The 16406-nt window shown below is 70.3% G+C and carries 15 protein-coding genes and 1 riboswitch; of the genes, 6 read left to right on the forward strand and 9 right to left on the reverse strand.

Annotation, left to right across the window (positions count from 1 at the left end; all coding sequences use genetic code 11):
* Positions 1-5: 5 nt before the first annotated feature.
* The gene (locus K9S39_RS18625) at positions 6-1709 is read left to right on the forward strand and encodes a PTS transporter subunit EIIC (protein ID WP_248864492.1); all 1704 of its coding nucleotides are present in this window, start codon (positions 6-8) and stop codon (positions 1707-1709) included.
* A gap of 82 nt (positions 1710-1791) precedes the next feature.
* On the opposite strand, the gene K9S39_RS18630 is transcribed toward K9S39_RS18625, so the two are convergent.
* Positions 1792-2199: a VOC family protein gene (locus K9S39_RS18630; protein WP_248864493.1), complete on the reverse strand. Its 408-nt coding sequence runs from the start codon at positions 2197-2199 to the stop codon at positions 1792-1794.
* A 74-nt stretch (positions 2200-2273) separates the two neighbouring features.
* The gene (locus K9S39_RS18635; protein ID WP_248864494.1) at positions 2274-2723 is read right to left on the reverse strand and encodes a VOC family protein; all 450 of its coding nucleotides are present in this window, start codon (positions 2721-2723) and stop codon (positions 2274-2276) included.
* Between the two features lie 283 nt (positions 2724-3006).
* Here K9S39_RS18635 and K9S39_RS18640 point away from each other — a divergent pair, with 283 nt between their 5' ends.
* Positions 3007-3657 carry a TetR/AcrR family transcriptional regulator gene (locus K9S39_RS18640; RefSeq protein WP_248864495.1) on the forward strand — a complete coding sequence of 217 codons (651 nt, stop codon included), beginning with the start codon at positions 3007-3009 and terminating at the stop codon, positions 3655-3657.
* Between the two features lie 250 nt (positions 3658-3907).
* Here K9S39_RS18640 and groL read toward each other — a convergent pair whose 3' ends face one another.
* The 4 genes from groL to thrC all read right to left on the reverse strand — a co-directional run bounded on the left by groL (position 3908) and on the right by thrC (position 8082).
* Complete coding sequence (gene groL, locus K9S39_RS18645) at positions 3908-5533, reverse strand: chaperonin GroEL (RefSeq protein WP_248864496.1); 1626 nt, start codon at positions 5531-5533, stop codon at positions 3908-3910.
* Between the two features lie 296 nt (positions 5534-5829).
* Positions 5830-6033: a cold-shock protein gene (locus tag K9S39_RS18650; RefSeq protein WP_004986573.1), complete on the reverse strand. Its 204-nt coding sequence runs from the start codon at positions 6031-6033 to the stop codon at positions 5830-5832.
* Between the two features lie 413 nt (positions 6034-6446).
* Entirely contained in the window at positions 6447-6725 is a 279-nt protein-coding gene (locus K9S39_RS18655; RefSeq protein ID WP_248864497.1) for a MoaD/ThiS family protein, read from the reverse strand.
* Positions 6726-6777: 52 nt separating this feature from the next.
* Positions 6778-8082: a threonine synthase gene (gene thrC, locus K9S39_RS18660; protein ID WP_248864498.1), complete on the reverse strand. Its 1305-nt coding sequence runs from the start codon at positions 8080-8082 to the stop codon at positions 6778-6780.
* Positions 8083-8099: 17 nt separating this feature from the next.
* Positions 8100-8257, reverse strand: a riboswitch (SAM riboswitch).
* Positions 8258-8431: 174 nt separating this feature from the next.
* Here thrC and K9S39_RS18665 point away from each other — a divergent pair.
* Both K9S39_RS18665 and K9S39_RS18670 read left to right on the forward strand, forming a co-directional pair.
* Positions 8432-9397, forward strand: a complete 966-nt coding sequence (locus K9S39_RS18665; RefSeq protein ID WP_248864499.1) for a glucosyl-3-phosphoglycerate synthase — start codon at positions 8432-8434, stop codon at positions 9395-9397.
* Positions 9398-9444: 47 nt separating this feature from the next.
* Positions 9445-10938: an alpha,alpha-trehalose-phosphate synthase (UDP-forming) gene (locus tag K9S39_RS18670; RefSeq protein ID WP_248864500.1), complete on the forward strand. Its 1494-nt coding sequence runs from the start codon at positions 9445-9447 to the stop codon at positions 10936-10938.
* Positions 10939-10979: 41 nt separating this feature from the next.
* Here the strand turns inward: K9S39_RS18670 and otsB are convergent, their stop codons facing one another.
* The 3 genes from otsB to K9S39_RS18685 form a co-directional block, all read right to left on the reverse strand.
* Positions 10980-11951 (reverse strand): trehalose-phosphatase, encoded by a 972-nt coding sequence (gene otsB, locus K9S39_RS18675; protein ID WP_248864501.1) that lies wholly within the window; start codon positions 11949-11951, stop codon positions 10980-10982.
* A 146-nt stretch (positions 11952-12097) separates the two neighbouring features.
* Positions 12098-12397, reverse strand: coding sequence for a DUF3263 domain-containing protein (locus tag K9S39_RS18680; RefSeq protein WP_248864502.1), 300 nt, complete (start codon positions 12395-12397; stop codon positions 12098-12100).
* 82 nt (positions 12398-12479) lie between these two features.
* Positions 12480-13748 carry an extracellular solute-binding protein gene (locus K9S39_RS18685; RefSeq protein ID WP_454895278.1) on the reverse strand — a complete coding sequence of 423 codons (1269 nt, stop codon included), beginning with the start codon at positions 13746-13748 and terminating at the stop codon, positions 12480-12482.
* A gap of 314 nt (positions 13749-14062) precedes the next feature.
* Between K9S39_RS18685 and K9S39_RS18690 the strand changes: the two genes are divergently transcribed.
* Together K9S39_RS18690 and nagA are read left to right on the forward strand one after the other, a co-directional pair.
* Positions 14063-14995, forward strand: a complete 933-nt coding sequence (locus tag K9S39_RS18690; RefSeq protein ID WP_248864504.1) for an ROK family protein — start codon at positions 14063-14065, stop codon at positions 14993-14995.
* The gene (nagA, locus tag K9S39_RS18695; RefSeq protein ID WP_248864505.1) at positions 14995-16236 is read left to right on the forward strand and encodes an N-acetylglucosamine-6-phosphate deacetylase; all 1242 of its coding nucleotides are present in this window, start codon (positions 14995-14997) and stop codon (positions 16234-16236) included. Before K9S39_RS18690 ends, nagA begins: the two co-directional genes overlap by 1 nt.
* Positions 16237-16406: the final 170 nt, after the last annotated feature.

A 16406-nucleotide genomic window follows, 5' to 3' on the forward strand; every position in this document is an offset into this window, starting at 1 on the left:
CGCACATGACCGAAGACAAGAATCGCGCCACCGCCGCCGCGGTCCTCCCCCTCGTCGGCGGCGCCGCCAACGTCACCTCCATCGCCCACTGCATGACCCGGCTCCGCCTCGGCATCCGGGACCGGTCCCTGGTGCAGGACGACGCCCTGAAGGCGCTGCCGGTCGTCATGGGCGTGGTCGAGGACGACACGTACCAGATCGTGCTGGGCCCCGGGACGGTCGCCCGGGTCACCCCCGAGTTCGAGCGCCTGGTCGCACAGGCCCGCGCCACCACCCCCGGGCCGCACACGGCAGCGGTCATGACCACGGGAACCGACCCGGACACGGCCACGAGAGAGGCCACGGGCACCGACCCGGACACGGCCACGAGAGAAGCCACAGGAACCGACACCGGCCCCGCCGCCGGACCGGCCGCCGCCGAGGCGCCCCCGACAACGACGACGACCACCGCCGACGACCTCGCCACCCAGGGATCCGCCCTGAAGGCCCGCCAGAGGGCCAGGAACGCCACACCGCTCAAGCTCTTCCTCCGACGCGTCGCCGGCATCTTCATCCCGCTGATCCCGGCCCTGATCGGCTGCGGCATCGTCTCCGGCATCAACGGCCTGCTGAGCAACCTCGGCTGGCTGCCCTCGGCCGTCCCGGCACTGGCCGCCATCGCCTCCGGCTTCATGTCGCTCATCGCCGTCTTCGTCGGCTACAACACCGCCAAGGAATTCGGCGGTACGCCCATCCTGGGCGGCGCGGTCGCCGCGATCATCGTCTTCCCGGGCGTCGCGGACATCAGCGCCTTCGGCCAGAAGCTCTCCCCCGGACAGGGCGGCGTCCTCGGCGCACTGGCCGCCGCGCTGCTCGCCGTCCAGGTGGAGAAGTGGTGCCGCAAGGCGGTTCCCGAGGCGCTGGACGTCCTGCTCACCCCCACCCTCACCGTCCTGATCACCGGCCTGGCCACCCTCTTCGGCCTGATGTTCACCGCGGGTGAGGTCGCCGCCGCCATCGGCACCTTCGCCGACTGGCTCCTCGCACACGGCGGAGCACTCGCCGGCTTCATCCTGGGCGGCCTCTTCCTCCCCCTCGTCATGCTGGGTCTCCACCAGGCCCTCATCCCCATCCACACCACCCTCATCGAACAGCAGGGATACACCGTCCTGCTCCCGATCCTCGCCATGGCCGGCGCGGGCCAGGTCGGCGCCGCCATCGCCGTCTACGTACGCCTCCCCCGCAACGGCTCGATCCGTACGACCATCAAGTCCGCCCTCCCCACCGGCTTCCTGGGCGTCGGTGAGCCACTGATCTACGGTGTCTCACTTCCCCTCGGCCGCCCGTTCATCACCGCCTGCATCGGCGGCGCCTTCGGCGGCGGCTTCGTCGGCCTGTTCAGCCAACTCGGCGACACCGTCGGCTCCACCGCCATCGGCCCCTCGGGCTGGGCCCTGTTCCCGCTGGTCAAGGGGAATCAGGGCTTCCTCACCACCCTCGTCGTCTACGCCCTCGGCCTGGCCGTCGGCTACCTCGCCGGCTTCCTCACCACCTACTTCTTCGGCTTCAGCAAGCAGCTGCTCACCGAACTCAACACCACACCAGAGCCCGCGAACCCCACCCCGGCACCCGCAATCTCCAACGCCAACGCCCGCCCCGACGACGCCCCCGACGCCACGCCCAGTCCCGGTGCGGACTCCGGCCAGGCCGAGCCGATCTCCACAGCCTGATGTCTCCTGTCGCCGCCTGACCACGGCCGCCGGGGCAGCCTCGGCCGCCGGCCGCAGGCCCTGCGGCCTGCGCGACGGCCCGTCAGGCGTACTTGCCCATCTCGCTGGCCTCCAGCCTCGCCTTCTCGTTGACGCCGATGACATAGCCATCGAGGTCGCGGAAGTAGAACATCCGCTGTCCCGTGTGATCGGTGCCGATGGGCTTGACGATCTCGGCGTGCTGGGCGATGCGGTCGTGGGTGCCGTCGAGGTCGTCCACGCTCAGGTAGAACATGCCGGCGAAGCCGATGGGGGTGTCCTTGAGGACGGGCAGCCAGGTCTTCAGATCCTCGTTGCGGTAGATCATGGCGCAGAACTCGCCCCCGTAGAGGAGCATGTGGATGTCATCGCCGGGGCGGGACATGCTGGAGTCCGCGTCGAAGCCGAGCTTCTTGTAGAAGGCGAGGCTGGCGGCGGTGTCCTGGACACTGATACAGGGCGCGAAAGGCATGGTTTTCTCCGGGGTTTGCACGGGGCGGTACGGGCGGTACGGGCGGTACTGGTTCTCAAGGATGTGGACAGGGGTCAGGCGGTCCAGGGGCGGCTGACGCAGAAGGGCTGACCCGAGGGATCCAGCAGGACCGTCCACTGCTCACCGCCGGGCTGGTGCTCGGGCTTGGTCGCACCGAGCTCCAGCAGCCGCCGCACGGCGGCCTCGATGTCGTCGAAGGCCAGGTCGAGATGGAAGGGGAGCTCGTCGGCCGGCCAGTTCGGCGGGGTGAAGTTCTTGGCGGTGTAGAAGACGTACGTCGTGGTCCAGTCGGGGTCGTTGACGATGAACGCGACGGGAACGCCGTGCTCGTCGGGGAACTCCTTAGTCACCTTCCAGCCCAGGGCCGCGGCGTAGAAGTCGGCGAGCACCCGGCCGTCATGGCCCCAGAAGGCATACGAGGAGACCTTGCCGACGGGCGGGCGGCCCGCGGTCGGAGAGTTCGTGGACGCGGAGTTTGTGTACGGGGTGGATGCGCTGGTCATGGGGAGGGTCACCGTTCCTTCTGCTGTGGCACGTACTGCGGCGCGCTCGTCGTTCCGCCCCCATACACGCACCTGTTCCCGAAGTGGTACATGAGTACTGTACTGAAACCTTGAAGGAGGTGCAATTAGGACATTGAGGGACCTATACCCGGACCGGGAAAGTGCAGGGACGCAAGGAGAATGGCGACATCCCACCCCGCTGCTACCTGCCCAGCCCCCGCGCCGCCCCTACGGCACCGCCGTACTATTCTGAATTCATCTCGTCACCGTCTGGAGTTCCCGCATGTCCGCTGACCAGCCGCCCGCCCGGCGCCGCCGCGATCCCGAGCGGCGGATCGCGGAGATCATCGCGGCCACCGAACGCGTCATCGCCGCCCGCGGCATCGAGGGCCTGACGCATCGCGCCGTCGCGGAGGAGGCCGGTGTCCCGCTCGGGGCGACGACGTATCACTTCGCGACGAAGGACGACCTCATCGCCGCAGCCCTGCAGCGCTCCGTCGACCGCTTCGCCGCCTACCTCGACGAATGGGTCGCCCAACGCCCCGCGCTCTCCCCCGACCAGCAGGCCGTACTGCTCACCGACGCCCTTCTGCCCGGGATGGGCCCCCAACGCGACCAGCAGGTCATGGAGTTCGAGCTGTACCTCGCCGCGCTGCGCCGTCCCACGCTGCGTCCGATCGCCGACCAGCACACCCAGCTGAGCATCCGCGCACTGTCCCACTACACCGACCCGGACACCGCCGCCGCGGCCGCGGCCGCGCTCAACGGCATCAGCCTGCGCGCCCTGGCCAACTCCACGCCACCCACCCGCACCGAGGTCGAGACCATCCTGCGCCGCATCCTCACCCCCAACCCGGTCCTGCCCGCACCCGCCGGCCCCCAGGACGACAGCACCGAACCGCCGACCACCGCCCCGGTCGAGCACGACGCCTGACGCCGGGCCCACCGCAGCCGCACCGGAAGCCGTCCGTCACGGCACCCGCACCGACATCCAGCACCCAGCCGACGTGCAAGGAACTTTCGTACCCGGGGGCGCCCCAGAACCCCCGAAACGGCACACCCGGCATCGCGCACGCCCCCGTCACTCCACTCCACCCCGCCTCGCCCCAAAAAGCCGTCGGGGCGGCACCCCCCGCAAAGAGGGTGCCGCCCCGACGGACGTGCGGACAGTCGATCCCGGAGGATCAGAAGTCCATGTCACCGCCCGGCATGCCGCCCGGAGCGCCCGCGGCAGCGGCCTTCTCCGGCTTGTCGGCGATGACGGCCTCGGTGGTGAGGAACAGCGCGGCGATGGAGGCGGCGTTCTGCAGGGCGGAACGCGTCACCTTCGCCGGGTCGATGATGCCCTCGGCGATCATGTCGACGTACTCACCGGTCGCGGCGTTCAGACCGTGCCCCGGGGTCAGGTTGCGCACCTTCTCCACGATGACGCCGCCCTCAAGGCCGGCGTTCACCGAGATCTGCTTCAGCGGGGCCTCCAGGGCCAGCTTCACAGCGGCGGCACCGGTGGCCTCGTCGCCCTCCAGCTCCAGCTTCTCGAAGACCGAGGACGCCTGCAGCAGGGCCACGCCACCACCGGCGACGATGCCCTCCTCGACGGCCGCCTTCGCATTGCGCACGGCGTCCTCGATGCGGTGCTTGCGCTCCTTGAGCTCGACCTCGGTCGCGGCACCGGCCTTGATGACGGCCACGCCGCCGGCCAGCTTCGCCAGACGCTCCTGGAGCTTCTCGCGGTCGTAGTCCGAGTCGCTGTTCTCGATCTCGGCGCGGATCTGGTTGACGCGGCCCTGGACCTGGTCGCTGTCACCGGCACCGTCGACGATGGTGGTCTCGTCCTTGGTGATGACGACCTTGCGGGCGCGGCCCAGCAGGTCGAGACCGGCGTTCTCCAGCTTGAGGCCGACCTCCTCGGAGATGACGGTGCCACCGGTGAGGATGGCGATGTCACCGAGCATGGCCTTGCGGCGGTCGCCGAAGCCCGGGGCCTTGACGGCGACGGACTTGAAGGTGCCACGGATCTTGTTGACGACCAGGGTCGACAGGGCCTCGCCCTCGACGTCCTCGGCGATGATCAGCAGCGGCTTGCCGGACTGCATGACCTTCTCCAGGAGCGGCAGCAGGTCCTTCACGTTGCCGATCTTGGAGTTGACGATGAGGATGTACGGGTCGTCGAGCGCGGCCTCCATGCGCTCCATGTCGGTCGCGAAGTACGCCGAGATGTAGCCCTTGTCGAAGCGCATACCCTCGGTGAGCTCCAGCTCCAGACCGAAGGTCTGGGACTCCTCGACGGTGATGACGCCTTCCTTGCCGACCTTGTCCATCGCCTCGGCGATGAGCTCGCCGATCTGGGTGTCGGCGGCGGAGATGGAGGCGGTGGAGGCGATCTGCTCCTTGGTCTCCACATCCTTCGCCTGCTCCAGCAGAGCGGCGGAGACGGCCTCGGTGGCCGCCTCGATACCGCGCTTGAGCGCCATCGGGTTGGCGCCGGCGGCGACGTTGCGCAGGCCCTCCTTGACCAGCGCCTGGGCCAGGACGGTCGCGGTCGTCGTGCCGTCACCGGCGACGTCGTCCGTCTTCTTCGCGACCTCCTTGACCAGCTCGGCACCGATCTTCTCGTACGCGTCCTCGAGCTCGATCTCCTTGGCGATGGACACACCATCGTTGGTGATCGTGGGGGCACCCCACTTCTTCTCGAGGACGACGTTACGGCCCTTGGGGCCGAGGGTGACCTTGACGGCGTCGGCGAGCTGGTTCATCCCGCGCTCGAGACCGCGCCGTGCCTCCTCGTCGAACGCGATGATCTTGGCCATGTGAAGTGGTCCTCCCGGACAGGGGTGGATTGCTCCGGACCGCGCCGGCGCCCGCGACGGACGGTCTGCGAGCCTGCGGTTCCTTGCCCCACCGGCCTGCCGACCTCACCGAGTCGGTCCTGATCTGTCACTCTCACCCGGAGAGTGCTAACGCAATGATTAGCACTCGGGGCCATCGAGTGCAAGCGGCTACGACGGGCGGGCACAAGCGGCCTGAACGGCGGGCACCGGGATACGCAGAAGACCCGCACCCCAGCAGGGCGCGGGTCTCCACAACGCTGCAGTCGGTCGGCGCTTCAGGCCGTCACCCGGACCATGTCCGCCTGCGGCCCCTTCTGGCCCTGCGAGATTTCGAACTCGACCCGCTGCCCCTCCTCAAGGGTGCGGTAGCCGTCCATCTGAATCGCGCTGTAGTGGACGAAAACATCCGCACCACCGTCGACCGCGATGAAGCCGTACCCCTTCTCCGCGTTGAACCACTTGACGGTGCCCTGAGCCATGCCTAACTCCCCTATTACTGGCCCTTGCACAGGACCGCACTCCGCGGACCCGGGTCAGACCTCACCCCTTGAATGGCCTGTGGGGTGTGCGCCGGAACGCGTCGACCGCCGCTGAATGTATCTGCCTCGATGCCCAGCGCAACAGGTCAATCGGACGAGAATTCCGGCGACGAGGAATCGGCAATATGCCGCGAACTCCCGTTATTCCCGGGCAAGTCGGGCCGGGCATAACGCGCATAGTCGACAAATATCGCACACGCTTTGGACGCAACTCACCGCGGTCTCATATGCGTTCGGCACGCGCACGGAGAGGGATCGCCATGATGGTAGCGCCTTTCGAAACATGGAATTACCCCGTCCGCTTTGCTGCGTACGGGGTAATTCCAGTCAGGCGACGGAGGGGATGGCTTGAATCAGCACCCTCCGGCCACCGCCGGAATGATCGAGATACCGGTGCCGTCCGGCGTCGGCGTCTCCAGACCCTGTTCAAAACGGACGTCGTCGTCGTTGACGTACACGTTCACGAAGCGGCGCAGCTTGCCCGCGTCGTCCAGCACACGGGCCGCGATGCCCTGGTGGTTCGTCTCCAGATCGGCGATGACCTCGGAGAGGGTCGCGCCCTCGGCGGTGACCTCGGCCTCGCCGCCGGTGTACGTGCGGAGGATGGTGGGGATGCGGACCTTGACGCTCATGGGTTCTGCCTTCCAGCGGGGTGCGAGGAGTACGAGGTGCGGGTTCGGGGGCTCAGCCGGCCAGGCCGGCCGCGCGGAACGCGTCCAGGCTCGGACTGATGGTGGCCGTGGGCCCGGTGGTCGGAGCGACGGCGTCAAGCGTCTTGAGGCCGTCACCGGTGTTCAGGACGACGGTGGTCAGGGACGGGTCGAGCACACCGTTCTCGATGAGCTTCTTCGTCACGCCGACGGTCACACCGCCCGCGGTCTCCGCGAAGATCCCCTCCGTCCGGGCCAGCAGCTTGATCGCGTCCACGACCTGTGCGTCGTTGACATCCTCCACCGCACCGCCCGTACGGCGCGCGATGTCGAGAACATACGGCCCGTCGGCCGGGTTGCCGATCGCCAGCGACTTGGCGATGGTGTTCGGCTTCTGGGGCCGTACGACGTCGTGGCCCGCCTTGAAGGCCGTCGACACCGGCGAGCAGCCCTCCGCCTGGGCGCCGAAGATCTTGTACGGCCTGTCCTCGACCAGGCCGAGCTTGATCAGCTCCTTCAGCCCCTTGTCGATCTTGGTGAGCTGCGAGCCCGAGGCGATCGGGATGACGATCTGGTCCGGCAGCCGCCAGCCCAGCTGCTCGCAGATCTCGTACGCGAGCGTCTTGGAACCCTCGCCGTAGTAGGGGCGCAGGTTGACGTTGACGAAGCCCCAGCCCTCGCCCAGCGGGTCGCCGATGAGTTCCGAGCAGAAGCGGTTGACGTCGTCGTAGTTGCCCTCGATGCCGACCAGGTCGCCGCCGTAGACCGCGGCCATGACGACCTTGCCGGCCTCCAGGTCGTGCGGGATGAAGACACAGGACTTGAAGCCGGCGCGCCGGGCCGCGGCGCCGACCGCGCCCGCGAGGTTGCCGGTCGAGGAGCAGGAGAGAGTGGTGAAGCCGAAGGCGCGGGCGGCCTCGACGGCGATGGCGACGACGCGGTCCTTGAAGGAGTGCGTCGGGTTGCCGGAGTCGTCCTTGACGTGCAGACCGCCGGTGACGCCCAGCTCGCGGGCGAGGTTGTCGGCCTTGACCAGTTTGGTGAAGCCGGGGTTGAGGTTGGGCTTGTCGGCGACGTCGGCGGGGACGGGCAGCAGCGGGGCGTAGCGCCAGATGTTGTCCGGGCCGGCCTCGATCCGCTTCCGCAGGGCTTCTGTGTGATCCGGCCCGCCGGTCGGCAGGTCGTATGCCACTTCGAGCGGCCCGAAACATTCCTGGCAGGCGAAGAGGGGACCGAGATCGAAACGCTGTCCGCACTCGCGGCAGGACAGCGCGGCGGCGGGCCCAAGAGCGACGGTGGAGGTGCTTGCGGACGTGCTTTCGGTGACTTGCACAGCCATGGAGGCGAGGCCCTTTCTCCTCATCTTCCTCGAGGCGCATCTCGCCACGAGACGGATTTGGCACCTTCCCTAGCCGGGAGCCTCGCGCGCGCTAGTAGCTGCACTGCGGCGGAGACCGGCTGGAGGGTTGCCGGGGCTTCAACGGGCCGTATCCCTCTGCCCCTCTGGATGAGCGGTATGGCGCTGGGCCGAAACCCAGGCGTTTATGGCGCGGTGCCCCCGACATGCGACGGTCATCCGCGTTGTTCAAGACTGTAACCGAAGGCACTGACAGTTGAGATAGTCGTCCGATCCGCGAGATGGATCACATACCGGCCCCCAACCGGGTGGCCACCGAGGAGTCGTAGACGTGCTGGAAGAGGTGGAGCGCTGGCTCAGCAGCCGCTCCTGGTCCGCGGCCGACCGCCCGCTCGGCCGGCTGCTGGACGCCAAGCGGCAGACCGGCCGGACGGTCAGCGTAGTGCTGCCCGCGCTCGACGAGGAGGCGACCGTCGGGGTGATCGTCGCGGCGATCCGCGGTGAGCTGATGACGGAGACGGTGCCGCTCGTCGACGAGCTGGTGGTGCTGGACTCGGGGTCCACCGACCGGACGGCCGAGGTCGCGGCGGCGGCCGGCGCGCGGGTCGTCCACCGGGACGGCGTCCTGCCGCGGATCCCGGCCCTCCCCGGCAAGGGCGAGGTGCTGTGGCGCTCGCTGCTCGTCACCGGCGGCGACATCATCTGTTTCGTCGACGCCGATCTGCGGGAGTTCTCGTCCTCCTTCGTCTCCGGGATCGTCGGACCGCTGCTCACCGATCCGGACATCCAGTTTGTGAAGGCGATGTACGACCGACCGCTGGAGGCCGGGTTCGGGGGGCCCGCGGGGGCCGGCCAGGGGGGCCGGGTGACCGAGCTGGTCGCCCGCCCGCTGCTCAATCTGCACTGGCCGCAGCTGGCCGGCTTCGTGCAGCCGCTCGGCGGTGAGTACGCGGCCCGTCGCTCGCTTCTGGAGCGGCTGCCGTTCCCGGTCGGCTACGGCGTGGAGCTGGGCCTGCTGGTCGACGCGCTGCACACGGTCGGCCTCGATGCGCTGGCGCAGGTCGATGTGGGGGTGCGCAAGCATCGTCACCAGGGCGGTCAGGCCCTCGGCCGGATGGCCGCCGCGATCTACCGCACCGCCCAACTCCGCCTCACCCGAGGACACTTGGTGCGCCCACGGCTCACCCAGTTCGACCGGGGCGAGAACGGTTTCATCGCCCGCACGACCGAGGTGGACACCGAGGAGCGCCCTCCGATGGCCGAAATTCCCGAGTACGCGAGGCGGCGCGCGGCATGACCGGCGGCGTACGTTTGCGCGGTTGTGCCGCGGGTTAATCTCGCGGCATGGCCTCCGAGCGCAGTGGTGCCCAGGTACTCGTCGCGTCCAACCGCGGTCCGGTCTCGTACGCCCTGGGGGCGGACGGCGCGCTGTCCGCCAAGCGGGGCGGCGGCGGGCTGGTCTCGGGGCTGTCGGCCATCGGGCCCGGCACGGCTGCGCTGTGGGTGTGTGCCGCGCTGGGTGACGGTGACCGGGAGGCGGTACGGCGGAGCGGTGGCGCGCTGGATCCGGGCGACACCGGCGGACAGCGTGTCCGGATGCTGGACATTCCGGCGGAGGTGTACGCCGCCGCCTATAACGGCGTCGCGAACTCCGTGCTGTGGTTCGTCCACCACATGCTCTACCGGACGCCGATGGAGCCGATCTTCGACGCGGAGTTCCGCGCGCAGTGGTCGGCGTACGAGCACTACAACACGGCGTTCGCGGACGCGCTGGCCGATGCGGCGGCACCGAGCGCGGCGGTCCTGGTGCAGGACTACCACCTGGCGCTGGTGCCGGGGATGCTCCGCGACCGCCGTCCCGACCTGCGGATCGCGCACTTCTCGCATACGCCGTGGGCGCCGCCCGAGTACTTCGCGATGCTGCCCGACGACATCCAGCGGAAGCTGGCGGTGGGGATCCTCGGCGCGGACCGGGCGAACTTCCTGACCGAGCGGTGGGCGCGGGCGTTCATGGGCTGCGCCCGGCAGGCGCTCGGCACGGACTGCGACGCCTACTGGCCGCGCGACGGGGCGCCGTACGTCGTCTCGACGCCGCCGGCGCACAAGCCGCGCCGGACCGGGATCGGGGTGCACGGTCTCGGCGCCGACGCAGGCTTTCTGCGGGAGCGGGCGCACCGGCCGGACGTCGACGAGCGGATGGCGACGCTGCGGGAGCAGATCGGCGGGACGGACCGCAGGACGATCGTGCGGGTCGACCGCACCGAACTGTCCAAGAACATCGTGCGGGGGCTGCTGGCGTACCGGCGGCTGCTGGCCGACCGTCCCGAGTGGCACGAACGGGTGGTGCACATCGCGTTCGCCTACCCCTCGCGGCAGGATCTGGCCGTCTACCGGGAGTACACCGCGCAGGTCGGCCGGCTGGCCGAGGAGATCAACGCGGAGTACGGCACGGTGGATTGGCAGCCGGTCGAGCTGCACGTCAAGGACGACTTCGCCCGGTCGCTGGCCGCCTATCGGCTCGCGGACGTGGCGCTGGTGAACCCGATCCGGGACGGGATGAATCTGGTCGCGAAGGAGATCCCGGTGGTGTCCGACGACGGGTGCGCGCTGGTGCTGTCACGGGAGGCAGGGGCGTACGCGGAGCTCGGCCAGGACGCCCTCGTCGTCAATCCGTACGACATCGCCGCCACCGCGGACGCCCTGCACACGGCGCTGTCGATGGACCACGGCGAGCGCGCCGAACGCACCGCGCGGCTGGCCGCGGCCGCCACCGCGCTGCCACCGGACCGGTGGTTCCTGGACCAGCTGGAGGCGTTGAAGGGTCTGGAGGGGGCCTAGCACCCTCGGACTCCCGCGGGGCCTGAGCGGTGGGTCAGGCCCTAGCCCTGTGCGGCAAGTTCGTCCGCGAGGGCTTCGAGCAGGGCGACGACGCCTGCCGGGCCGTCGACCACCAGGTCGGCGCGTTCGGCGAGCTCGGTGACCTCGTTGCTGCCGCTGCACACCAGGACGCCGGTGAGGCCGTCGGAGCGGAGCTTGTCGACGGCGCCGAAGGCGGCCAGGTCGCCGAGGTCGTCACCCGCGTAGAGGACGGTGGCGGCGCCGGTTTCGCGGACCCAGTCGGCGAGGGCGACGCCCTTGTCCATGCCCGGCGGGCGCAGTTCCAGGACCAGCCGGCCGGGCTCGACGATCAGGCCATGGCGTTCGGCGAGCGCGGCGAGCGGGGCACGCAGCTGCTCGAAGGCGCCCTGGGGATCGTCGGCTCGGCGGGTGTGGACGGCGATGGCGCGGCCGCCCTTGGTTTCGATGGCGGTCTCGACCCAGGTGCCGTGCCAGACGCCGGAGCGGTCCAGGACGCCGGGGAGTTCGGCCTGTATGGCGGCGATGCCGGGGTGCGGGGTGGGGGCCTGGACGGTGCCGGTCGCCGCGTCCCAGCGTTCGGCGCCGTAGTGGCCGAGGACGACGAGGTGTTCCAGGCCGGGGGCGTCGGCGACACCGGCGAGGCGGACCGCGACGCCGGCCGGGCGGCCGGTGATCACCGCGGCGGCGCGCAGCCGGGGCACCAGCCGTCCGAGGGCGGCGGTGGTGCCGGGGTGGGCGCGGGCCTTTTCGGGGTCGGGGACGATGTCGGCGAGGGTGCCGTCGAAGTCGAGGGCGAGGACGGCGCGTTCCGGGCGGGCCAGCAGCGCGGCGAGGCCCTCGCGGCCGGCGACGGTCTGCGGGGTGGGGACGTTGCCCGGGGGCGGGGCGGGGCCGGTGGCCGGTGCCGGATCCGGCGACGGCGGGGTTCCGGGGGCCGGTTCGGGAGTCGGTTCGGGATTCGGGGTCGGCGCGGCGTTCGGGGGGCTGCCCATGGCGACGACCCTACCGGCGGGGTGCGGGCGCACGTGGGGTGCACGGGAGCATCCGGCCAGTTGGTCCGGGTCGCTCCCCAACCGGCGTGAGCCCTGTCCGATGGGTCAGGGCCGGAAAGGCCCGGCCGGGGCATCCGGTGTTGCCGTCAGCGGTGGGCCCGGCGGGCGTCCCGTATGCGGCGCAGCCTATTGATCGTGACCGGGTCGTGGGCGAGTGCGCGCGGATCGTCCAACAGGGCGTTCAGGAGCTGGTAGTAGCGGGTCGGGGAGATGCCGAGGTGTTCGCGGATGGCGCGCTCCTTGGGGCCGGCGGCCGGCCAGGAGCGGCGCTCGACGGCGAGCACCGCTTCGTCGCGGGAGGAGAGCGCGCCGGACCGGGCGTCCGCGCCGGGCGTGGTCCCGCCCGGAGCGCCGCCGTCGCGCTCGTCGTCTCCGCCGCTCGTCATCACGTTTCCACGATAAGCGCACGGTCGGACAATGCCCCGGGCGTCTGCCCTCCCCGGCCCCGTGTCCGCATTCCGTCAGACATCAGCGGACCGCGTTGTCCTCCGCGTCGGCGAGGTTCTGGATGTCGGAGAGCACACCGTACGGGTTGCCCTCCGGGCCGACGGCGCCGCCCATTTCGGCCTTGATGGTCTTGGAGACCAGCGGCCAGGAGGTCTTGTTCGCCGGGTAGAACTCGGCGTGCGCGAGCTGTTCGAGGAAGCCGTGGAGCTTGGCGTACTTGTCGTCGGCCATCATCGCCTGGGAGGCGGACGTGGTGACCGGCAGCAGGCCGTAGTCGCCGGAGAACTTCAGCACGTTCTTCTTGCTGTAGACGAAGTCCAGGAATTTGCCGGTCTCCTTGCGGTGGCCGCCCGCCTTGAACGCCATCATCCAGTCGGCGACGCCCATGGTGGCCTTGGCCTTGCCGTTCTTGCCGGGGAGTTCGACGGTGCCGTAGTCGATGCCGTTGTCCTCGGCCTGCTTCATCAGGGTGGGGTGGCCGTTGAGCATGCCGACCTCGCCGTCGGCGAAGCCCTGGAAGGCGTCCGCGCGGTTGAGCTTGGCGGGGTCGGTGCCGGTCAGGCCCTTGCCGACGAGGTCCTTCTGGAGCCACTCGAAGGTCTTGACGTTCTCCGGCGAGTCGATCGTGTACTTGCCGATGTTGTCGGTGTAGCCGCCGCCACCGCTGAGCATCCATATCAGCGTCTCGGCCTGGGTCTCCTCCGGGCCGAGCGGCAGCGCGAAGGGCATCTTGACGCCGTGCTCCTTCAGCAGCTCGGCGTCCTTGACGATGTCGTTCCAGCTCTGCGGCGGGTCACTGATGCCCGCCTCGTCGAACAGCTTCTTGTTGTAGAAGAGCCGCCGGGTGCTGGCACCGAAGGGCATCCCGTAGGCGACACGCTCGTATTCGCCGGCCTCGGCGAGGGAGGGGGTGAAGTCGGCCTCGGTGGGTATGGAGAGCAGCTTGTCGGTGCTGTAGAGCTGGCCCTTGGCCGCATAGTCGGCGTAGGCGCCGGCCTGCGCCAGGTCCGGGGCGTGGCCGGCCTTGACCAGTTCCTCGACCTTCTTGTCGACGTCGGTCCAGTTGTAGACCTCGACGTCGACCTTGATCCCGGGGTTCTTCTTCTCGAAGGCGCGGGTCAGTTCGTCCCAGTAGTGCTCGGAGCTGTTGGACGCGCGGTCGCCGTAGTCCGCCGCGATGAGCTTGAGGGTGACATCGCCGCCGGCCGGGCCACTGCCACAGCCGGTAAGGGTCAGTGTCATGGCCGAGGCAATCGCCGTCGCCGTCAGGCTCAGATACCGCCGCTGCACTGCTGTTACCGCCCTTTTCCCGAAGTAACGTGTTGCCGGGTTCGTCCCGGTCTCAGGGGTCTCCCTCGACCGGTGTGAACCGCGAGTCTCCCGCGCGTTCACACACAAGGTCTACACCACCCCTCATTGCGCTTCGGTATCGCCCTTCCCTCGCCAAGATCACGAGGCCGGGCGATGACCAGGTACAAGAGGGTGGCGTACCGGGCGGCGGACGCGAAGTGACGAAGGGCTCCGCGCCCCGGAGCATCCTCGGGCGGGCACCACCACGGCGAGTGGACTAGACCTTTCATGGCGGATCGCGCGAAACTGGTCCCGTGAGACATGTCATCGCCCTTGATGTGGGCGGCACCGGGATGAAAGCCGCCCTCGCCGGGGCGGACGGCAACCTGCTCCACGAGGCACGGCGCCCCACCGGCCGCGAGCGCGGCCCCGAAGCGGTCGTCGAGGCGATCCTCGGCTTCGCCGCCGAGCTCCGCGAGCTGGGGCGGGAGCGGTTCGGTACGGCCGCCGAGGCCGCCGGGGTCGCGGTCCCCGGCATCGTCGACGAGGCGGCCGGTACCGCCGTCTACGCCGCCAACCTCGGCTGGCGGAACGTCCCGATGCGGGCCCTGCTGTCCGAACGGCTCGGCGGCATCCCCGTGGCCCTCGGCCACGACGTCCGCACCGGCGGCCTGGCCGAGGGCCGGATCGGCGCCGGTGCGGACGCCGACCGGTTTCTGTTCGTACCACTGGGCACCGGTATCGCGGGCGCCATCGGCATCAACGGCCGGATCGAGGGCGGTGCGCACGGCAGCGCGGGCGAGATCGGCCACATCGTCGTACGGCCCGGCGGACGCGCCTGCGGCTGCGGGCAGCGCGGCTGCCTGGAGACGCTGGCCTCGGCCGCCGCGGTCGGCCGCGACTGGGCCGCCGCCTGCGGCGATCCGCAGGCCACCGCCGCCGACGCGGCCAAGGCCGTGGAGTCCGGCGACGCCCGCGCGCTCGCCGTCTGGCAGCACGCCGTGGACGCCCTCGCCGATGGCCTGGTCACCGGCCTCACCCTGCTCGATCCGCGGACGCTGATCATCGGCGGCGGACTCGCCGAAGCGGGCGACACGCTGTTCGTGCCGCTGCGGGAGGCCGTCCGCCGGCGCGTGACGTTCCAGCAGCTCCCCTCGATCGTTCCGGCTGCGCTCGGGGACGCCGCCGGGTGCCTGGGCGCAGGCCTGCTCGCCTGGGATCTTCTCTCCACGGAGGTATGCGACTGATGGCACAGCAACAATCCGCGGGACAGCCCTCGGACGCCCGGCGTACCGTCCTCGCGGGCGCCCGGATCGCCCGGCCGTCCGGTGTCGTCGACAACGGCCGGATCACGGTCGAGGGCGGCCGCATCGCCGGGATCCACAGCCGGGACGGCGACCGCGCCGGGCACGGCCGGCGGCGCGGCGACCACCGTCCGGGCGAGGCGCCGGCCGTCCTCGACCTGACGGACCATCTGATCGTCCCCGGCTTCGTCGACATGCATGTGCACGGCGGAGGCGGCGGCTCCTTCTCGTCCGCCGACCCGGACGAATGCCGCACCGTCATCGGCACCCACCGCCGGCACGGCACCACCTCCATGGTCGCCTCCACCGTCACCGGCGGTCTGGACGACCTGGCCCGGCAGGCCGGGGTGCTCGCCGAGCTCGTCGAGGACGGCGAGCTGGCCGGCGTCCACTTCGAGGGGCCGTTCATCTCCACCCACCGCTGCGGTGCGCACCAGCCCGAGCTGCTGCGCGACCCCGATCCGGCCGATGTGCGCAAGCTCCTCGACGCCGCGCGCGGCACGGCCCGGATGATGACCCTCGCGCCCGAGCTGCCCGGCGGTCTGGAGTCGGTACGGCTGCTCGCCGACGCCGGTGTGATCGCGGCCGTCGGCCACACCGACTCGTCCTACGACGCCACCCGCGAGGCCATCGACGCGGGCGCCACCGTCGCCACCCACCTCTTCAACGCGATGCCCGGCCTCGGCCACCGCGCGCCGGGCCCGGTCGCGGCCCTTCTGGAGGACGAGCGGGTCACCGTCGAGCTGATCAACGACGGCACCCATCTGCACGCCGCGGTCCTCCAGTTGGCCTTCCGCTCCGCGGGCGCCGGACGCGTCGCCTTCATCACGGACGCGATGGGCGCGGCCGGGATGTCCGACGGGAGCTATCCGCTCGGCCCGATGCGGGTCGAGGTGACGGACGGTGTCGCACGGATCAGCGAGGGACCGACGGCGGGATCCATCGCCGGCTCCACGCTCACCCTGGACCGCGTCTTCCGACGCGCCGTCACCTTCGACGGCCTGACGGTAGATCAGGCCGTGCAGGCACTTTCGGCCAACCCGGCCCACCTCCTGGGCATCGACGACCGTACCGGCTCCCTGGAGCCGGGCAAGGACGCCGACCTGGTGGTGCTGGACGACAGGTACGAGCTCGCGGGCGTGATGCGCCGGGGTGAGTGGCTGGTGACCCCGCCGGGGGTCTGATCCGCCGGAAGCCGGGGGCCCGATCCGCCGGAAGCCAGGGTCTGATCCGCCGGGAAAGGGCGCACGGCGGCCGTCTTCCGGGTGAACGCACGCGGGACGGTGGTTGGCCTGGGTCTGGGCCCACCACCGTCCGGATGGCATGATCGCACGCGCACTTGTCCATACGCGGC

It is taken from the genome of Streptomyces halobius, assembly GCF_023277745.1.
GTDB lineage: Bacteria > Actinomycetota > Actinomycetes > Streptomycetales > Streptomycetaceae > Streptomyces > Streptomyces halobius.

What these genes read in the sequence shown, in the direction of transcription:
- K9S39_RS18670 (WP_248864500.1), top strand. Translation starts at nt 9,445, where the DNA reads ATGGCCTCCGAGCGCAGTGGTGCCCAGGTACTCGTCGCGTCCAACCGC.
- K9S39_RS18630 (WP_248864493.1), bottom strand. Translation starts at nt 2,199, where the DNA reads ATGCCTTTCGCGCCCTGTATCAGTGTCCAGGACACCGCCGCCAGCCTC.
- groL (WP_248864496.1), bottom strand. Translation starts at nt 5,533, where the DNA reads ATGGCCAAGATCATCGCGTTCGACGAGGAGGCACGGCGCGGTCTCGAG.
- K9S39_RS18655 (WP_248864497.1), bottom strand. Translation starts at nt 6,725, where the DNA reads ATGAGCGTCAAGGTCCGCATCCCCACCATCCTCCGCACGTACACCGGC.
- otsB (WP_248864501.1), bottom strand. Translation starts at nt 11,951, where the DNA reads ATGGGCAGCCCCCCGAACGCCGCGCCGACCCCGAATCCCGAACCGACT.
- K9S39_RS18640 (WP_248864495.1), top strand. Translation starts at nt 3,007, where the DNA reads ATGTCCGCTGACCAGCCGCCCGCCCGGCGCCGCCGCGATCCCGAGCGG.
- thrC (WP_248864498.1), bottom strand. Translation starts at nt 8,082, where the DNA reads ATGGCTGTGCAAGTCACCGAAAGCACGTCCGCAAGCACCTCCACCGTC.
- K9S39_RS18635 (WP_248864494.1), bottom strand. Translation starts at nt 2,723, where the DNA reads ATGACCAGCGCATCCACCCCGTACACAAACTCCGCGTCCACGAACTCT.
- K9S39_RS18650 (WP_004986573.1), bottom strand. Translation starts at nt 6,033, where the DNA reads ATGGCTCAGGGCACCGTCAAGTGGTTCAACGCGGAGAAGGGGTACGGC.
- nagA (WP_248864505.1), top strand. Translation starts at nt 14,995, where the DNA reads ATGGCACAGCAACAATCCGCGGGACAGCCCTCGGACGCCCGGCGTACC.
- K9S39_RS18680 (WP_248864502.1), bottom strand. Translation starts at nt 12,397, where the DNA reads ATGACGAGCGGCGGAGACGACGAGCGCGACGGCGGCGCTCCGGGCGGG.
- K9S39_RS18625 (WP_248864492.1), top strand. Translation starts at nt 6, where the DNA reads ATGACCGAAGACAAGAATCGCGCCACCGCCGCCGCGGTCCTCCCCCTC.